Annotated in this window: 14 protein-coding genes and 1 pseudogene; 7 read left to right on the top strand and 8 right to left on the bottom strand. The window is 71.6% G+C overall.

Annotated features, from left to right (window positions below; translation table 11 throughout):
• Window positions 1–360: 360 nt before the first annotated feature.
• Window positions 361–609 (top strand): annotated as a pseudogene (locus tag ACSYGN_RS38135) (helix-turn-helix domain-containing protein); the annotation flags it as partial.
• A 15-nt stretch (window positions 610–624) separates the two neighbouring features.
• Here ACSYGN_RS38135 and ACSYGN_RS38130 read toward each other — a convergent pair.
• Window positions 625–1518 carry a sulfite exporter TauE/SafE family protein gene (locus tag ACSYGN_RS38130; RefSeq protein ID WP_460404875.1) on the bottom strand — a complete coding sequence of 298 codons (894 nt, stop codon included), beginning with the start codon at window positions 1516–1518 and terminating at the stop codon, window positions 625–627.
• A 184-nt stretch (window positions 1519–1702) separates the two neighbouring features.
• Here ACSYGN_RS38130 and ACSYGN_RS38125 point away from each other — a divergent pair, with 184 nt between their 5' ends.
• Window positions 1703–2911 (top strand): serine hydrolase domain-containing protein, encoded by a 1209-nt coding sequence (locus ACSYGN_RS38125; protein ID WP_460405766.1) that lies wholly within the window; start codon window positions 1703–1705, stop codon window positions 2909–2911.
• A gap of 10 nt (window positions 2912–2921) precedes the next feature.
• Here the strand turns inward: ACSYGN_RS38125 and ACSYGN_RS38120 are convergent, their stop codons facing one another.
• Complete coding sequence (locus tag ACSYGN_RS38120; protein WP_460404873.1) at window positions 2922–3527, bottom strand: 3'-5' exonuclease; 606 nt, start codon at window positions 3525–3527, stop codon at window positions 2922–2924.
• Window positions 3528–3700: 173 nt separating this feature from the next.
• Between ACSYGN_RS38120 and ACSYGN_RS38115 the strand changes: the two genes are divergently transcribed.
• Window positions 3701–4174, top strand: coding sequence for a carboxymuconolactone decarboxylase family protein (locus ACSYGN_RS38115; RefSeq protein WP_460404871.1), 474 nt, complete (start codon window positions 3701–3703; stop codon window positions 4172–4174).
• A 140-nt stretch (window positions 4175–4314) separates the two neighbouring features.
• Window positions 4315–6141: an ABC transporter ATP-binding protein gene (locus ACSYGN_RS38110; protein WP_460405764.1), complete on the top strand. Its 1827-nt coding sequence runs from the start codon at window positions 4315–4317 to the stop codon at window positions 6139–6141.
• Window positions 6142–6148: 7 nt separating this feature from the next.
• Here ACSYGN_RS38110 and ACSYGN_RS38105 read toward each other — a convergent pair whose 3' ends face one another.
• Window positions 6149–6574, bottom strand: a complete 426-nt coding sequence (locus ACSYGN_RS38105; protein WP_460405762.1) for an inorganic diphosphatase — start codon at window positions 6572–6574, stop codon at window positions 6149–6151.
• A gap of 445 nt (window positions 6575–7019) precedes the next feature.
• On the opposite strand from ACSYGN_RS38105, the gene ACSYGN_RS38100 reads away from it, so the two are divergent.
• Both ACSYGN_RS38100 and ACSYGN_RS38095 read left to right on the top strand, forming a co-directional pair.
• Window positions 7020–7406 carry a rhodanese-like domain-containing protein gene (locus tag ACSYGN_RS38100; RefSeq protein ID WP_460404869.1) on the top strand — a complete coding sequence of 129 codons (387 nt, stop codon included), beginning with the start codon at window positions 7020–7022 and terminating at the stop codon, window positions 7404–7406.
• Window positions 7403–8155, top strand: a complete 753-nt coding sequence (locus tag ACSYGN_RS38095) for a sulfite exporter TauE/SafE family protein (protein WP_460404867.1) — start codon at window positions 7403–7405, stop codon at window positions 8153–8155. Before ACSYGN_RS38100 ends, ACSYGN_RS38095 begins: the two co-directional genes overlap by 4 nt.
• 196 nt (window positions 8156–8351) lie before the next feature.
• Here the strand turns inward: ACSYGN_RS38095 and ACSYGN_RS38090 are convergent, their stop codons facing one another.
• Window positions 8352–8639 (bottom strand): metal-sensitive transcriptional regulator, encoded by a 288-nt coding sequence (locus ACSYGN_RS38090; protein WP_460404865.1) that lies wholly within the window; start codon window positions 8637–8639, stop codon window positions 8352–8354.
• An 80-nt stretch (window positions 8640–8719) separates the two neighbouring features.
• On the opposite strand from ACSYGN_RS38090, the gene ACSYGN_RS38085 reads away from it, so the two are divergent.
• On the top strand, window positions 8720–9307 hold the full coding sequence (locus tag ACSYGN_RS38085; RefSeq protein ID WP_460404863.1) for a rhodanese-like domain-containing protein: 588 nt from the start codon (window positions 8720–8722) through the stop codon (window positions 9305–9307).
• Between the two features lie 155 nt (window positions 9308–9462).
• On the opposite strand, the gene trxA is transcribed toward ACSYGN_RS38085, so the two are convergent.
• The 4 genes from trxA to ACSYGN_RS38065 form a co-directional block, all read right to left on the bottom strand.
• Window positions 9463–9834: a thioredoxin gene (trxA, locus tag ACSYGN_RS38080; protein ID WP_460404861.1), complete on the bottom strand. Its 372-nt coding sequence runs from the start codon at window positions 9832–9834 to the stop codon at window positions 9463–9465.
• Window positions 9835–9891: 57 nt separating this feature from the next.
• Window positions 9892–11607: an aminotransferase class V-fold PLP-dependent enzyme gene (locus ACSYGN_RS38075; protein ID WP_460404859.1), complete on the bottom strand. Its 1716-nt coding sequence runs from the start codon at window positions 11605–11607 to the stop codon at window positions 9892–9894.
• Window positions 11608–11736: 129 nt separating this feature from the next.
• Window positions 11737–12075, bottom strand: a complete 339-nt coding sequence (locus ACSYGN_RS38070) for a hypothetical protein (RefSeq protein ID WP_460404857.1) — start codon at window positions 12073–12075, stop codon at window positions 11737–11739.
• A 160-nt stretch (window positions 12076–12235) separates the two neighbouring features.
• Window positions 12236–13615: an MBL fold metallo-hydrolase gene (locus ACSYGN_RS38065; RefSeq protein WP_460404855.1), complete on the bottom strand. Its 1380-nt coding sequence runs from the start codon at window positions 13613–13615 to the stop codon at window positions 12236–12238.
• Between the last annotated feature and the right edge of the window lie 100 nt (window positions 13616–13715).

The raw sequence follows: 13715 nt of genomic DNA, 5'->3' as shown, positions 1-13715 counted from the left end.
CCGGATGTCAGGAAGTCTGTTCGGCCGAGCCGGCTCGTTTCGCCTGGCGCACAGCCTCGCGCTCGGGGCACGGGGCGAGCTCGGGGCTGAACGGCCCGCAGGCCCGCGTGGCCCGCCAGGAGTCTGCTGGTGCGGGCCGGTCCGGGCGGCAGCCGCGTGAACATGGCCGTGAGCGGGGAGTTCTGCCTCGACGACAACCAGCGCTTGCGCCACGCACTACGCAATGCCCTCACGAGGTCGGCCGAGGGAGTGGACCTGGATCTCGGCGAGCCCTAGATGTTCTGTCCCGGGAGGTTGTGGACGAGTGATGCAGGTCTCGGCTGAGGGATCTTGAACGGGTGAGGGCCTTCCGGGTTCGGTGTGGATTGCGACGTCTACACCGACCGAAAGGCCCTCGTACCCCACCGTAATGCACCCCTGACCGAGACCGGACGCCTGCGCCTGGCCCGCTGCGTGGTCGAGGACGGCTGGCCCCTGCGCAGGGCCGCCGAGCGCTTCCAGGTCTCACCGACGACGGCCAAGCGGTGGGCCGACCGCTACCGCGAGCTGGGCGAGGCGGGCATGAGCGACCGCTCCAGCCGCCCGCATCACAGCCCGCACCGCAAACCTCACGGGTCAGTACACCTAGACGCCCGCCTCCTCGGCCGGTACCGCCGGGCGCCGCCCGCGTGCGGAGCTGAACACGGCCACCGCCGCCATGGTGAGGCAGCCGAGCAGGACGAGGGTGGACGACGCCTTCAGCATCGACAGCCCGGACCCGGTCAGCAGCACCACCAGGGCCCACCGCACCGCGGAGCCGGAGATCCGGGTGGAGGCGAACGCACCGGCGACGACACCCGGGATCGCACCGATCAGCAGGGTGGCCGCGAGGCCCAGATCTGCGTCCCCGACGAGTACATGGCCCAGTGCCGCCGCCGCGACCATCGGGATGGCCTGCACCAGGTCGGTGCCCACCAGATGGTTCGCCTTGAGCCGGGGGTGGGCCAGCATCAGCATCACGATGATCAGCGACCCCGAGCCGACCGAGGTCATCCCCACCACAACCCCGCCCACCAGACCGATCAGCAGCGTCGCCACGGGCCGTACGGCCACCTCGGCGTCCTCTGTGTCCTCGGCGGACTCCAGGCCCCGGCGCCGGTCGAGCCAGATACGGCTGAGCATCCCGGTGACGGCGAGCAGCAGGGCGCCGCCGACGATGTACTTCACCCGCTGCTGGAGCACGTCCCCGTCGCCGAGCGCCTGCAGCAGGAAGACCCCGGCGAACGCGGCCGGAACGGCGGTCGGCAGCAGCCAGCGCACGATGTCCCAGCGGACCGTCCCGGCCCGCTGGTGCACCATGGCGCCGAACGGCTTCATGAACACCGATGCGGCGAGGTCGCTGCCGATGGCCGCCGTCGGGTTCACGCCGAACACCAAGACCATGATCGGGGTCATGAGGGCGCCGCCGCCCATGCCGGTGAGTCCTACGGCGAAGCCCACCAGGGCTCCCGCGATGACGATGGGGCCAGAGAAGTCCATGCCCGGGACCGTAGGGATCTTTCCTATGGGAAAGGTATGGAAACGGGGGCCGGTGTTCACAGGTTGCCGAGGATTGCGGCGAGGGCGGCGCCCGTTGGGCCGTATGCAGCAATCCGATCGGCTGCCCGCCCCCGCCCCGGCAGAAGCTGAACGGGTCGAGCCCGCACAGCCCCGGGAGAACCCCATGCCGTACCGCCGCCCCTCCGTCCGCCTGCGCCGCAGCGGCCCGGGACCCTGCTCGGGCGTGATCGCCCTGGCCCTGGCCGCCTGCCTGACGGCACTCACCCCGGCCGCCGTGAGTGCCGCCCCCGCCCCGGACCCGTACACCCGAAGCGCGCTGCAGGCGGAACTCGACGAGCTGGTCCACGCCCCCGGCGGCCCGCCCGGCGTGATCGCCGTCCTGCGTGAGGGAAATTCCCGCCGGGTGGTCCGGGCGGGTGTCGCCGACCTCACCACCGGACGCCCGCCCGCCACCGACGACCACATGCGCATCGCCAGCACCGCCAAGGCGTTCAGCGGCGCGGTCGCGCTCACCCTCGTCGACCGCCGCCTCCTGAGTCTCGACGACACCATCGGAGAGCGTCTGCCCGACCTCCCGAAGGCCTGGGCGGCGGTGACCCTGCGCCAGCTCCTCGCCCACACCAGCGGTCTGCCCGACTACAGCCAGGCTCCTGAGTTCGTGAAGATCGTCATCGCAGACCCCCACCACCACTTCGACTCCCGCCGGCTGCTCGACTACGTCGCCGACCAGCCGCTCGCCTTCCCGCCCGGCAGTCGCTACCAGTACTCCAACTCGGACAACATCGCCGTCGCCCTGATGGCGGAAGCGGTGACCGGCACCCCGTACGAGACCCTGCTCAGCCGGTTTGTGTACCGCCCGCTCGGCCTGCGCGACACCACGCTCCCGCAGGGCTACCGCATGCCGCAGCCGTATCTGCACGGCTACGACACCGCCACCACGCCCCCGCAGGACGTCAGCGAACTGCTCAGCGCCTCCGGCGTGTGGGCCTCGGGCGGCATCATCTCCACCCCGTCCGACATGACCCGTTTCATCAGCGGCTACGCCCCCGGCACCCCGCTCTACGGTCCCGCCGTCGTCCGCGAACAGCGCCGCTGGATCCCCGGCGGCGCCTCCGAGCCCGCCGGACCCGGACGCAACGACGCGGGCCTCGCGATCTTCCGCTACACCACCCGCTGCGGAGTGGTCCTCGGTCACACCGGCAACTTCCCCGGCTACACCCAGCTCATCGCGGCCACCCCCGACGGCCGCCGCTCGCTGACCTTCTCCGCCACCACCCAGATCAACAAGACCCTGACCCCCGTGCTGCTGGAGCGGTTGCGCGCCGTCCAGGAGGACTTCGTCTGCGCGCTGCTGCGCGGCCGCACCCCCTGACACCCGCCGCTCACCCGGCCGGTGACGGCAGGGGCCAGGCGTCGCGCGCCACGAGGTCCAGCACCAGCGCCGCGATGTTCCAGGCGTCATCCTCGCCCCGGTGATGCCGGCCCTCCAAGGGCAGCCCGGCGTGCCGCAGCGCCTGCGCCATGCCGGGCCTCTTCCGCAGGCCATGGGCCTCGGTGAAGACGGCCTTGGCGTTGGTGTGCGTCCGTTCGGCGGGATACCCGAAGGGGTAGGCGACGCCGTCCGCCCGGCACTGCCGGACGAACTGGTTGCGGTCGTAGTCGCCCCAGCTCGCCCACGGCCGCACCCCGGCGCCGTGCTCCTCGGCCAGCGACCGGCACGCCTCGCCGAAGCCGACCCCGCGATCCACCTCGTCCTGGGTCAGCCCGGTCAGCTCCGTGCAGAACGCGCTCACCGCCGAGCGGACGGGCCGTACGAGGATCCGGTGTCGGGCCAGGCGCTCACGGGCCCGCAGGTTCACCACGGTCAGCCCGATCTCGATGATCTCGCTCACCGCACCGGGCGGCGGCTGCCCCTCCCAGCAAGTCGCTTCGAGGTCGATGACGTTCAGCAGGCCGTCGGGTCGGTGCGTGGTGTTGCGGATGTCCATGACGCCACGGTAGGGACGCCGCGCCGGGCGCTCACTCCAATATCCGGGCGCTCACTCCGATATTCCGGGCATCCCGCACCCTGAGTGACCCACGTCACAGCCGGGTGTGTCACACCTTGCCGCGCTGCCCCGTCAGAGAGGTACAACCCAAGACAACGACACCGGAGTTCATCATGGACGCTCGCTTGAACATGTTCGCCGTACCCGTCGCGGGCAAGTTCGGGAGGTACCTCAACTCGGCGGGCAGGGCGGTGGCGGAGTCGTCGCTGCCGCCCGCCACGCAGGAACTGGTGAAGCTGCGCGCCAGCCAGATCAACGGCTGCGGCTACTGCACCGACATGCACAGCAAGGACGCCGCACACGCCGGGGAGACCCAGCAGCGCCTCAACCTCGTCGCCGCCTGGCGCGAGGCCACCGTGTTCACCGAGGCCGAGCGCGCCGCGCTGGAGCTGGCGGAGCAGGGCACCCGGATCGCTGACGCGGCGGGCGGCGTCACCGACGAGGCCTGGGAGAACGCCGCCAGGCACTACGACGAGGACCAACTCGCCGCCCTGGTCTGCCTGATCGCCGTCATCAACGCCTACAACCGGCTCAACGTGGTGGTCCGCCAGCCCGCCGGGGACTACCAGGTCGGCCAGTTCGCCTGACGCGCATCACCGACCCCGTTGTGGGGACGCCTCGGCGTGGTCCGCGCGATGGACGCGAAAACGCGTGGACCGCGCGGGCTGCGGCGCGGGACACTGCGGTTCCTGCACCGAGAGCTTCCACACGACTACACAGGGTTGGGATCGACTTGCCTGAATCGCGTGAGGGCCCGCCGAGCAAGGGTTCGGTACTTCTCGCACTGCGTTACTACGGACGGGAGTTGAAGAAGCTGCGGCGCATCACGGTGCCCGGGATGCTGCTGCCCGCACTCGGCAACATCGGCATCAGCTATGTGGCGCCGCTGGTCGTCGCGAAACTCGTCGGCCGGATCGCCGGGGGATCTGCGGTCGACGCCCGTGCGACATGGCCGTACGTCGTGGCCTTCGGGAGCGTGCTGCTGGTCGCGGAGGCGCTGTGGCGCCTCGGACTGCACTGCCTCAACCGGCTCGACGCACTCGGCATCGAGCATCTCTACGTCATCGGCATGGACGAACTCTTCGCCAAGGACGCCGCGTTCTTCCACGACAACTTCGCCGGCTCCCTGACCAAGCGGGTGCTGAGCTTCGCCTCCCGCTTCGAGGAGTTCGTCGACACCCTGACCTTCCAGGTGGTGGGCAGCCTGGTGCCGCTGCTGTTCGGCTCGGTGGTGCTGTGGCGCTACGAACCGCTTCTCGTCGTGGGCCTGTTGGTGATGATCGCGGTCACCGGAGGATGCGTGGTACCGCTGATCCGGCGGCGCCAGCGGCTCGTCGACGCGCGGGAGCAGGCCATCTCGCGGGTGTCGGGCCATGTCGCCGACAGCCTCATGAACATGGACACCGTACGGGCGTTCGCGGCCGAGGAGCGCGAGGCCGCCGAACACCGTTCCCGTGTCGCCGAGTCACGGCGGCTCACCCTGCGGGCCTGGGACTACGGCAATCTGCGCATCGACACCCTGGTCGCGCCGCTGTCCGTGCTGACCAACGCGCTGGGGCTGCTGCTCGCCGTCGTGCTGGACTCCGGGGCGCACGGCGTCGAGGGGGTCGTGGTCGCCTTCACCTACTACAGCAACGCCACCCGGATCATGTTCGACTTCAACCAGATCTACCGGCGCATGGAGCGGTCGATGACGGAGGCGGCGCAGTTCACCGAGCTGCTGCTGGACCCGCCGACCGTGGTCGACCCGGTCGACCCGGAGCCGCTGCGGCCCGTGCCGCACCGGGCCACCGACGTCCGCTTCGAGAAGGTGACCTTCGCCCACGTGGGCGCTGAGCGCCTGTTCGAGGGCCTCGACCTGGTGGTGCCCGGCGGGACGAAGATCGGCCTGGTCGGCCGGTCGGGCGGCGGCAAGACCACGCTCACCCGGCTGCTGCTGCGGATGACCGACATCGACGCCGGACGGATCCTGGTCGGCGGCCAGGACATCGGCAGACTGCGCCAGGCCGATCTGCGCAGTCTGATGGCGTACGTGCCGCAGGACCCGGCGATGTTCCACCGCACCCTGCGCGACAACATCGCCTTCGCCCGCCCGGGCGCCACCGACGCCGAGATCCGCCGTGCCGCCGAGGCGGCCCACGTCACGGAGTTCGCCGACACGCTGCCGGACGGCTTCGAGACCATGGTCGGCGAGCGGGGTGTCAAGCTCTCCGGCGGCCAGCGCCAGCGCGTCGCGCTCGCCCGCGCCATCCTGCGCGACGCCCCGATCCTGCTGCTCGACGAGGCGACCAGCGCACTGGACTCCGAGAGCGAGATCCTCGTCCAGGAGGCGCTGTGGCGGCTGATGGAGGGCCGTACGGCGCTGGTGGTGGCGCACCGGCTGAGCACCGTCGCCGGCATGGACCAGCTCGTCGTGCTCGACCGCGGCCGCATCGTCGAGCAGGGCACGCACCAGGAACTGCTCACCCGGGACGGCACCTACGCCCGGCTGTGGCAGCACCAGTCGGGCGGCTTCCTCGACGAGGGCCCGGAGCCCGCCGCCGAACCGGCCTGACGCTTCGTCAACTGACCGTGCGGGCCCGGGAGGCGGCGATCTCCGCGTACGTGGCTTCCCGGCCCTCCCAGTGCGAGCCCTCCACGGACTTGCCGGGTTCGAGGTCCTTGTAGACCTCGAAGAAGTGGGTGATCTCCAGACGGTCGTACTCGGGGATGTCCTCGATGTCCCGCACATCGGCGTAGCGCGGGTCGTGCGCCGGGACGCACAGCACCTTCTCGTCCGCGCCGTGCTCGTCCTTCATACAGAACATGCCGACGGCCCGGCACTCGATCGCACAGCCGGGGAAGGTCGGGTCGCCGACGAGGACCAGCGCGTCGAGCGGATCCCCGTCGCCGCCGAGGGTGCCGTCGATGTAGCCGTAGTCGGCCGGGTACTGCGTGGAGGTGAACAGCATCCGGTCCAGCCGGATACGGCCGAGGGCGTGGTCCATCTCGTACTTGTTGCGCGAGCCCTGCGGGATTTCCACGATCACGTCGAAGACAGCGGTGTCCACAACGACCTCCTCGTCCGGTGGTGCCGGTCAATGCCCGGGGTCCTGGACCCGGCCGGGCATGGCTTGCGCCTGGCGGCGAAGCGGCTGCCGTCCATTCCAGGCGAGCCGCGCACCGCTGTCTTGGGCCGGTCGGGGCAGCGGCTCGGCCCGGTTGGCGCACGGTAACCCATCAGAGCCCCCGGCGCCCGTCGGGACGGGACCTGGGGTTTGCCAGGCCTGGTCATACCCCCTGGGGTACTCGTGTTAGGGTCGATGGCATACCCCCAGGGGTAATTTGACCGGAAGGGGACGACCGGGCAGGCCGGACGCACCGCCTGAGCCGCGCACCCCGCCGACAGCCGGAACAGACCACCCACCCACCGAAGCCGAGGAGCCCACAGCAGTGCTGAACCTGTTCCGACGAGGACGCCGTGGCCCGGCCCGGGTGAGCGTCCAGGAGGCGGCCGCCCGCACCGGTCACACCGACGGCAGGCCTGACGGTGCCGTCCTGCTCGACGTCCGCGAACCCCACGAATGGCAGGCGGGGCACGCCCCCAAGGCCGTGCATCTGTCCCTCTCGGCGCTCGCCGCCGGGGCAGCCCTGCCGCCGCGCGCCCGGAACCACCCGCTGATGGTGATCTGCCGCTCGGGCAACCGCTCGCGGCGGGCCGCCGGGCTGCTCGCCGCCCGCGGCACCGACGCCGTCGACGTGATGGGCGGGATGCGGGAGTGGGCACGGGCCGGGCTGCCCGTGGTGGCCCGTAAGGGCCAGAGCGGCATCGTCGCGTGAGCGTACTCATACTCGCCCTGGCCGCCGGTGCCGTGATCGGCCTGGCGCTCGGTGCGCTCGGGGGCGGTGGCAGCGTGCTCGCCGTCCCCGCGCTGATCTACCTGCTGGGCTTCACCCCGGTCGCGGCCACCACCGCGAGCCTGGTCATCGTCTCGGTGACCTCCGCCACCGCGCTCACCGCGCACGCCCGCGACGGCCAGGTGCGCCTGCGGACGGGGCTGCTGTTCGCGGCGGCGGGCATCGTGCCCGCGATGCTCGGCGGACTGCTCGCCGCACATCTGCCGGGCGCGGTCCTCACCATGGCCTTCGCCGCGGTGGCGGCCGTGGCGGCGCTGCGCATGCTGCGGCCACGCCCGGCCGAGCCGGTGACCACGGTCCAGCCCGGCAGGGCGGCGGCGGCCGGGGCCGGACTCGGCGCGGTCACCGGCGTCCTCGGTGTCGGCGGGGGCTTCCTCGCCGTACCGGCGCTGGTGGGCGTGCTCGGGATGCGGATGCGGGCGGCGGTCGGCACCAGCCTGCTGGTGATCACCGTCAACTCGCTGGCCGCGCTGGCCGCGCTGGCCATGCGCGCCGGTACGGCCGACGGCCTGGACTGGGGCCTGATAGCCCCGTTCGCCGCGACCGCCGTGCTCGGCGCCTGGGACGGCAAACGCCTGGCCGCCAAGGTGTCCGGGGGCGCGCTCCAGCGGATCTTCGCGCTGGTGCTGCTCACGGTCGCCGCCCTGATGCTGGTCGACGCGGTGCTGTGACACCCGTTTCGGCACCCGCACCCGGGCACCGGGCTGGTGCGGCCGAGGAGCCACCCGTGCCGGGTGCGGCCGGCACACCTCGCACCACGACGATGTGGAGCGAGGCCCACCCAGACCGACAGACCGACAGACCGACGACGAGAGGAGAAGCCGAGTCACACGGGCGTACGGAGCAGGGCGCGACGAAGAGCCCCCTTCACGCCAGTGACAGGAAGAGCTTCTCCAGCCGGTTGCGGATCTCCTGGCCGTCCTCGCCGTTCCGGCGGCCCGACTCGATGTCCGCCATGCACTGCTGGAGACCGGTCGCGATGATCGCGAACCCGGCCCGGTCGAGGGCACGGGACGCAGCGGCGAGCTGGGTGACGACCTCCTCGCAGTCGCGCCCCTCCTCGATCATCCGGATCACCCCCGAGATCTGGCCCTGCGCCCGGCGCAGCCGGTTCAGCACGGCCTTCAGCTCGTCACCCGCAAGCTCCAGTTCCACTGTCTCTCCTCGAACAACCCCGTAGGGGTACCGAGCGTCCCGTCCCGGGACGCTGTCGAACACTAAGGATCACATCTGTCATGAGCGCCCCCGTCATCCCCGTCACCCTGGGCACCGAGCAGGCCCGCTCCCGTCTGCACGAGTTCACCGTGATCGACGTGCGCACCCCCGCCGAGTACGCCTCCGGCCATCTGCCCGGCGCGATCAACATCCCCCTGGACAACCTCAAGAAGGCCCTGCCGGAGATCCGGCACGCCGCGCAGCAGGGCAAGCTGCTCGTCGTGTGCGCCTCCGGGTCCCGCTCCGAGAACGCCTGCAAGCAGCTGGCCGAGGAGGGCATCGCCACCGCGACCCTGTCCGGCGGCACCGGCGCCTGGGCCTCGCAGGGCAACGAACTCCAGCGCCCGGCGGCCTGCGAGACCCGCTCCACCTGGAGCATGGAACGCCAGGTCCGCTTCAGCGCGGGCTCGCTGGTGCTGCTCGGCGTGATCCTGGGCTACCTCGTCCACCCGGCCCTGCTGCTGATCGCGGCGGGCGTGGCGGGCGGACTGGTGTTCTCCGCGGTGACGAACACGTGCGCCATGGCGGTCATGCTGGGCAAGCTGCCGCACAACCGCCCGCGGACGATGGACCTGGAGGCGGCCCTCGCCGAGCTGCGCGGCCGCTGACACGGCGAGAGCCGGTTCGCGCGGCACGAGAGCCGGTTCGTACAACGCGGGAACCGGCTCGTACGGGATCTTGTACGGAATCAGGGCTCCGGGGCGCGTGCAGGACGCGCGCCCCGGAGCCCTGCACCGTCTCCTCATCCGGTCAGCTCATCCCGTCAGCCGCGGTCCGTCGGCTGTGCGGTCGCCTTGCTCCGGACCTCGTCCATGTCGGCCTCGCGGACCTTGGTGATCAGCTCGTTCAGGGACTGCGGCGGCAGGGCGCCCGGCTCCGAGTAGAGCACCGTACGGTCGCGGACGGCCATCAGCGTGGGGATGGACGAGATACGGAAGGCGGCGGCCAGCTCCGGCTGCGCCTCGGTGTCGACCTTGCCGAACACGATGTCGGGGTTACGGGCCGAGGCCGTGTCGAAGACGGGCGCGAACATCCGGCACGGCCCGCACCAGGCGGCCCAGAAGTCGATCAGAACGATCTCATTGCCGGTGATCGTCTCCTCGAAGTTGTCCTTGGTCAGTTCGATGGTCGACATGGGGGACGCTGCTCCTTTCCTGTACGCACTGGTCCTATACCCACTGGGGTATATGGTTCAACGGGTCTGGGGCCGCGTTTGTTCCAGGCAGCCGGGCGGAAGCGGGAACCACCGCATCCGCTCGAAGTCCTCGGGCAGTCCGGTCGGACCCTCGTCGAGACGGCCGGGCCGCGCGACGAGCAGCGCGCGGGCGTCGGCGAGCTGACCGGCCAGCGCTTCCTCACCCAGCGTGCGCCGCCGCGCGCCGGGTGCCGCCGGCGGTCCTTCGGCGCCGTAGCGCACGTCGGTCAGGCGCAGCGGCGGGTCCACGGGCCCGGCGTGATGGCGCCACTGCCCGGTGCGCGGGTCGAAACGGTAGTCCGGCAGCAGCCGGTGGCCGTGCTCGGCGATCAGCTCGACGGCGTCCACGAGATAGTCGCGGACGGTGTCGCTGATGAAGTAGTTGAAGTTCAGCCGGACCCAGCCGGGTTTGATGCCGTCACAGCCGTGCTCCACCTCGTCCAGCAGGGCGTGCGAGGTGGCGGCGTCGATGGCCAGCAGCCGGTGCCCGTAGGGCCCCGCGCAGGAACAGCCGCCCCGGGACTGCACCCCGAACAGGTCGTTGAGCAGCGCCACCACGTAGTTGTGGTGCAGATAGGCGTGCTCGCCGTGGCGGACGCGGAACGACACGATGGACAGCCGCCGCGCGTGGTGGTTGCCGAGGATCTCGATACCGGGCACCCGGTCCCAGCGGGCCAGCGCGTACCGCCAGTGCCGCTCCTCCGCTGTCTGGATGGCGTCGGTGCCCACCGCCTGCTTCAGCGCGAAGACCAGCCCGGCACGGACCGACTCGACGATCGCCGGGGTGCCGCCCTCCTCCCGCGCCACCGGGTCGTCGAGATAACGGTGGCGGTGCGGGTCGACGTACAGCACCGTGCCTCCGCCGGGCGCGGTCGGCACCGGATTGCGCACCAGCTCACGGCGCACGGCGAGCACCCCGGGCGTCTGCGGGCCGCCCACGAACTTGTGCGGGGAGACGAACAGCGCGTCCTTGTGATCGCCCGCGCCCGGCGTGCTCGCGGCCATCCGGATCGGCACGTACGGTGCCGCGGCCGCGTAGTCCCAGAAGGACAGGGCGCCGTGCGCGTGCAGCAGCCGGGCGATGCGGTCGGTGTCGGTGAGGATGCCGGTGACGTTGGACGCGGCGGAGAAGCTCCCGATGCGCAGCGGCCGGTCCGCGTACCGCCGCAGCGCGGCCTCCAGATCCGCGAGGTCGACATGGCCGTCCGGGTCCTCGTCGATGACGACGACGTCGGCCACCGACTCGCGCCAGGGCAGTTCGTTGGAGTGGTGCTCGTACGGCCCCACGAACACCACCGGGCGCTCTGCCTCGGGGAGTTGAGGGCCGCGCAGTCCGAGGATGCCGATCAGCTTGTTCACCGCGGCGGTGGCGCCGGAGCCGCAGAAGATCACGAGGTCGTCCTCGGTGCCGCCGAGGGCGTCGCGGACGATACGGCGGGCGTCCTCCCGCAGCCGGGTGGTCTGCAGGCCGGTGCTGGAGCTCTCGGTGTGGGTGTTGCCGTAGCGCGGCAGGACCTGCTCGCGCACGAAGTCCTCGATGAAGTCCAGGGAGCGGCCGGAGGCTGTGTAGTCGGCGTAGACGATGCGTTTGGGACCGTAGGGGCCGTCGGGCACCTCGTCGTCGCCGATCAGACCGTGGCGGATACGGGCGAGGAGGGGGGACGCGTCGGGCGCCGGGGGGATGCTCACGGTCCGTGGTGCTGTGTCTGTCATGTACCGGCCCTCCCTGGGTGGCGCACGCCGCCGCTGGTCTCCAGTGCATCGCGCCCGGCCCGACCGGGCGAGGGGGCCGACCGAACTCGCCCCGGGCCGTTCGGCCCCGTGGAGGCCGGTCGGGGCGGGTCAGACCGCCTGCGCCGGTGTCCGCGCCTGATCCTGCGCCTGATCCCGCGCCGGGACGGGGCCCTGGGCTGGGGCAGTATCGTTCTGGCCCGTGTCGTGCTGGGCCGTCTCCGCGTGGTCGAGGAGCAGCCGGGCGAGCAGGCGGGCCTCGTCGGGGGTGAGCGCTGCCCACATGCCCGGTTCGCCGCTCTGGTCCTGGCCCACGGCGAGGGCGACCCGGCCGATGGTGTGACCCGGCGCCACGAACCGCAGGCAGTGCACTTCGACGCGGCGCCCGCAACTGGTCACGAGGGGCGGATCGTCCGTGGTGCGGGACGGGTCGCGTCCTGTCGTGGTCATTGCTCTCACGCCCTTTCACGAGGTGCGGGACGCCTGCCGCCCGCGGTTCCCTCATACCCTGCGGGGTATGGCCTGGTATCAGGGACAGCGCCCGGCGGGCGGGGTTTGTTCCCGCCCGCCGGGTGAGAGCCAGGGCCTTCCCGGCCCGCCGGGCGACGGGCTACGCCTCCACCGTCGCGGGCTGCGCGAGCCAGGCGCCGTAGCCGCCGAGGAGGTCGGAGACGTCGGTACGGCCCTGGTGGCGCAGCAGGCTGGCCGCTATGGAGGAGCGGTGCCCGCCCGCGCAGTGCACGACCAGCGGACGGTCCGCCGGGATCTCGTCGGCGCGGCGGGTGAGTTCGGCGAGCGGGATGTGCAACGAGCCCTCGACGGCGCCCTCTTCGCGCTCGGAGGTGTTGCGTACGTCGAGGATCAGCGGCGGCTCGTCACCGGCCAGCGCCTGCCTCAGCTCCTCCACGGTGATACGGCTCGCCCGGGTCATCCGGTCGGCCAGGGCGGGGAAGGCGCCCTCGGGCTCGCGCAGATAGCCGCCCACCTTGTCGATACGGGCGAGCCGGGTGACGATCTCCTCCTCGCGGTCCTGCGGGGCGACGACGATCACCTCCTGGTCCGCGGCGACGACCATGCCGGACTGCTCGGCGAACCGGCCGTCGGCGGGCACGTTCACCGCGCCGCGTAGATGACCGGCGGCGAAGTCCTGCGGTGACCGGGCGTCGAGGACGACCGCGCCGCCTGCGCGCCGCTCCATGAACTCCGCGGCGGACAGCGGCCGGGGGACGGACCCCGAGTCGAACAGCCCGTGCTCCTTGCGGTTGAGGATGGCGTCGTAGACGAAGTAGGCGGGCGCGGACGGCTGTCCGGCCGTCACCAGCCTGACGAACTCCTCCTCGCCCATCGGCCGGCAGGCGTAGTTGGTGGCGCGCTGTTCGCCGATGGTGGACTGCCGCCGGGTGGAGAGGTTCTTGCCGCAGGCCGAGCCCGCGCCGTGCGCAGGGAAGACCCGGACCGCGTCGGGCAGGCCCATCAGCTTGTGCTGGACGGTGTCGTGGAGCATCCGGCCGAGCTCGTCGGCCGTGACGCCTATAGAGGCGAGCAGATCGGGGCGGCCCACGTCGCCGATGAACAGGGCGTCACCGGTCAGCACGCCGTAGGGCAGGGTGTCGTCGGCGTGCTCGTACACCACGACGCTGATCGACTCCGGGGTGTGGCCCGGCGTCTCCAGGATCTCCAGCTGTACGTCACCGAGGCTGAAGCGCTCGCCGTCGGCCAGCTTGCGGATGGGGTACTCGGCCTCGGCCCGGCGGCCGTAGCCGATCCAGGCGCCGGTGCGGCTCGCCATCTCCAGATGACCGGCGAGGAAGTCGGCGTGGAAGTGGGTGTTGAGCACGGCCTCGATGGTGAAACCGTGCGCCTCGGCGTCCCCGAGGTACTCGGAGACATCACGACGCGGGTCCACCACGACGGCCCTGCCGGTGGTCTCGTCGGCGATCAGGTACGACGCCTGCGAGAGGCAGTCGAGGTAGTACTGGGCGAAGTACATCGGGGCGGGTCCTCCGCGTCTGGTGTGCGGGTGCGGGTGCGGGTGCGGGTGCGGGTGCGGGTGCGGGGGTGGGGGTCGTGCACGCCGTCGGGCAGGACGG

It is taken from the genome of Streptomyces sp. YIM S03343 (genome assembly GCF_054729195.1).
Note: the sequence above shows the minus strand (reverse complement) of the source record. Positions and strands in the feature narration are given on the sequence as shown.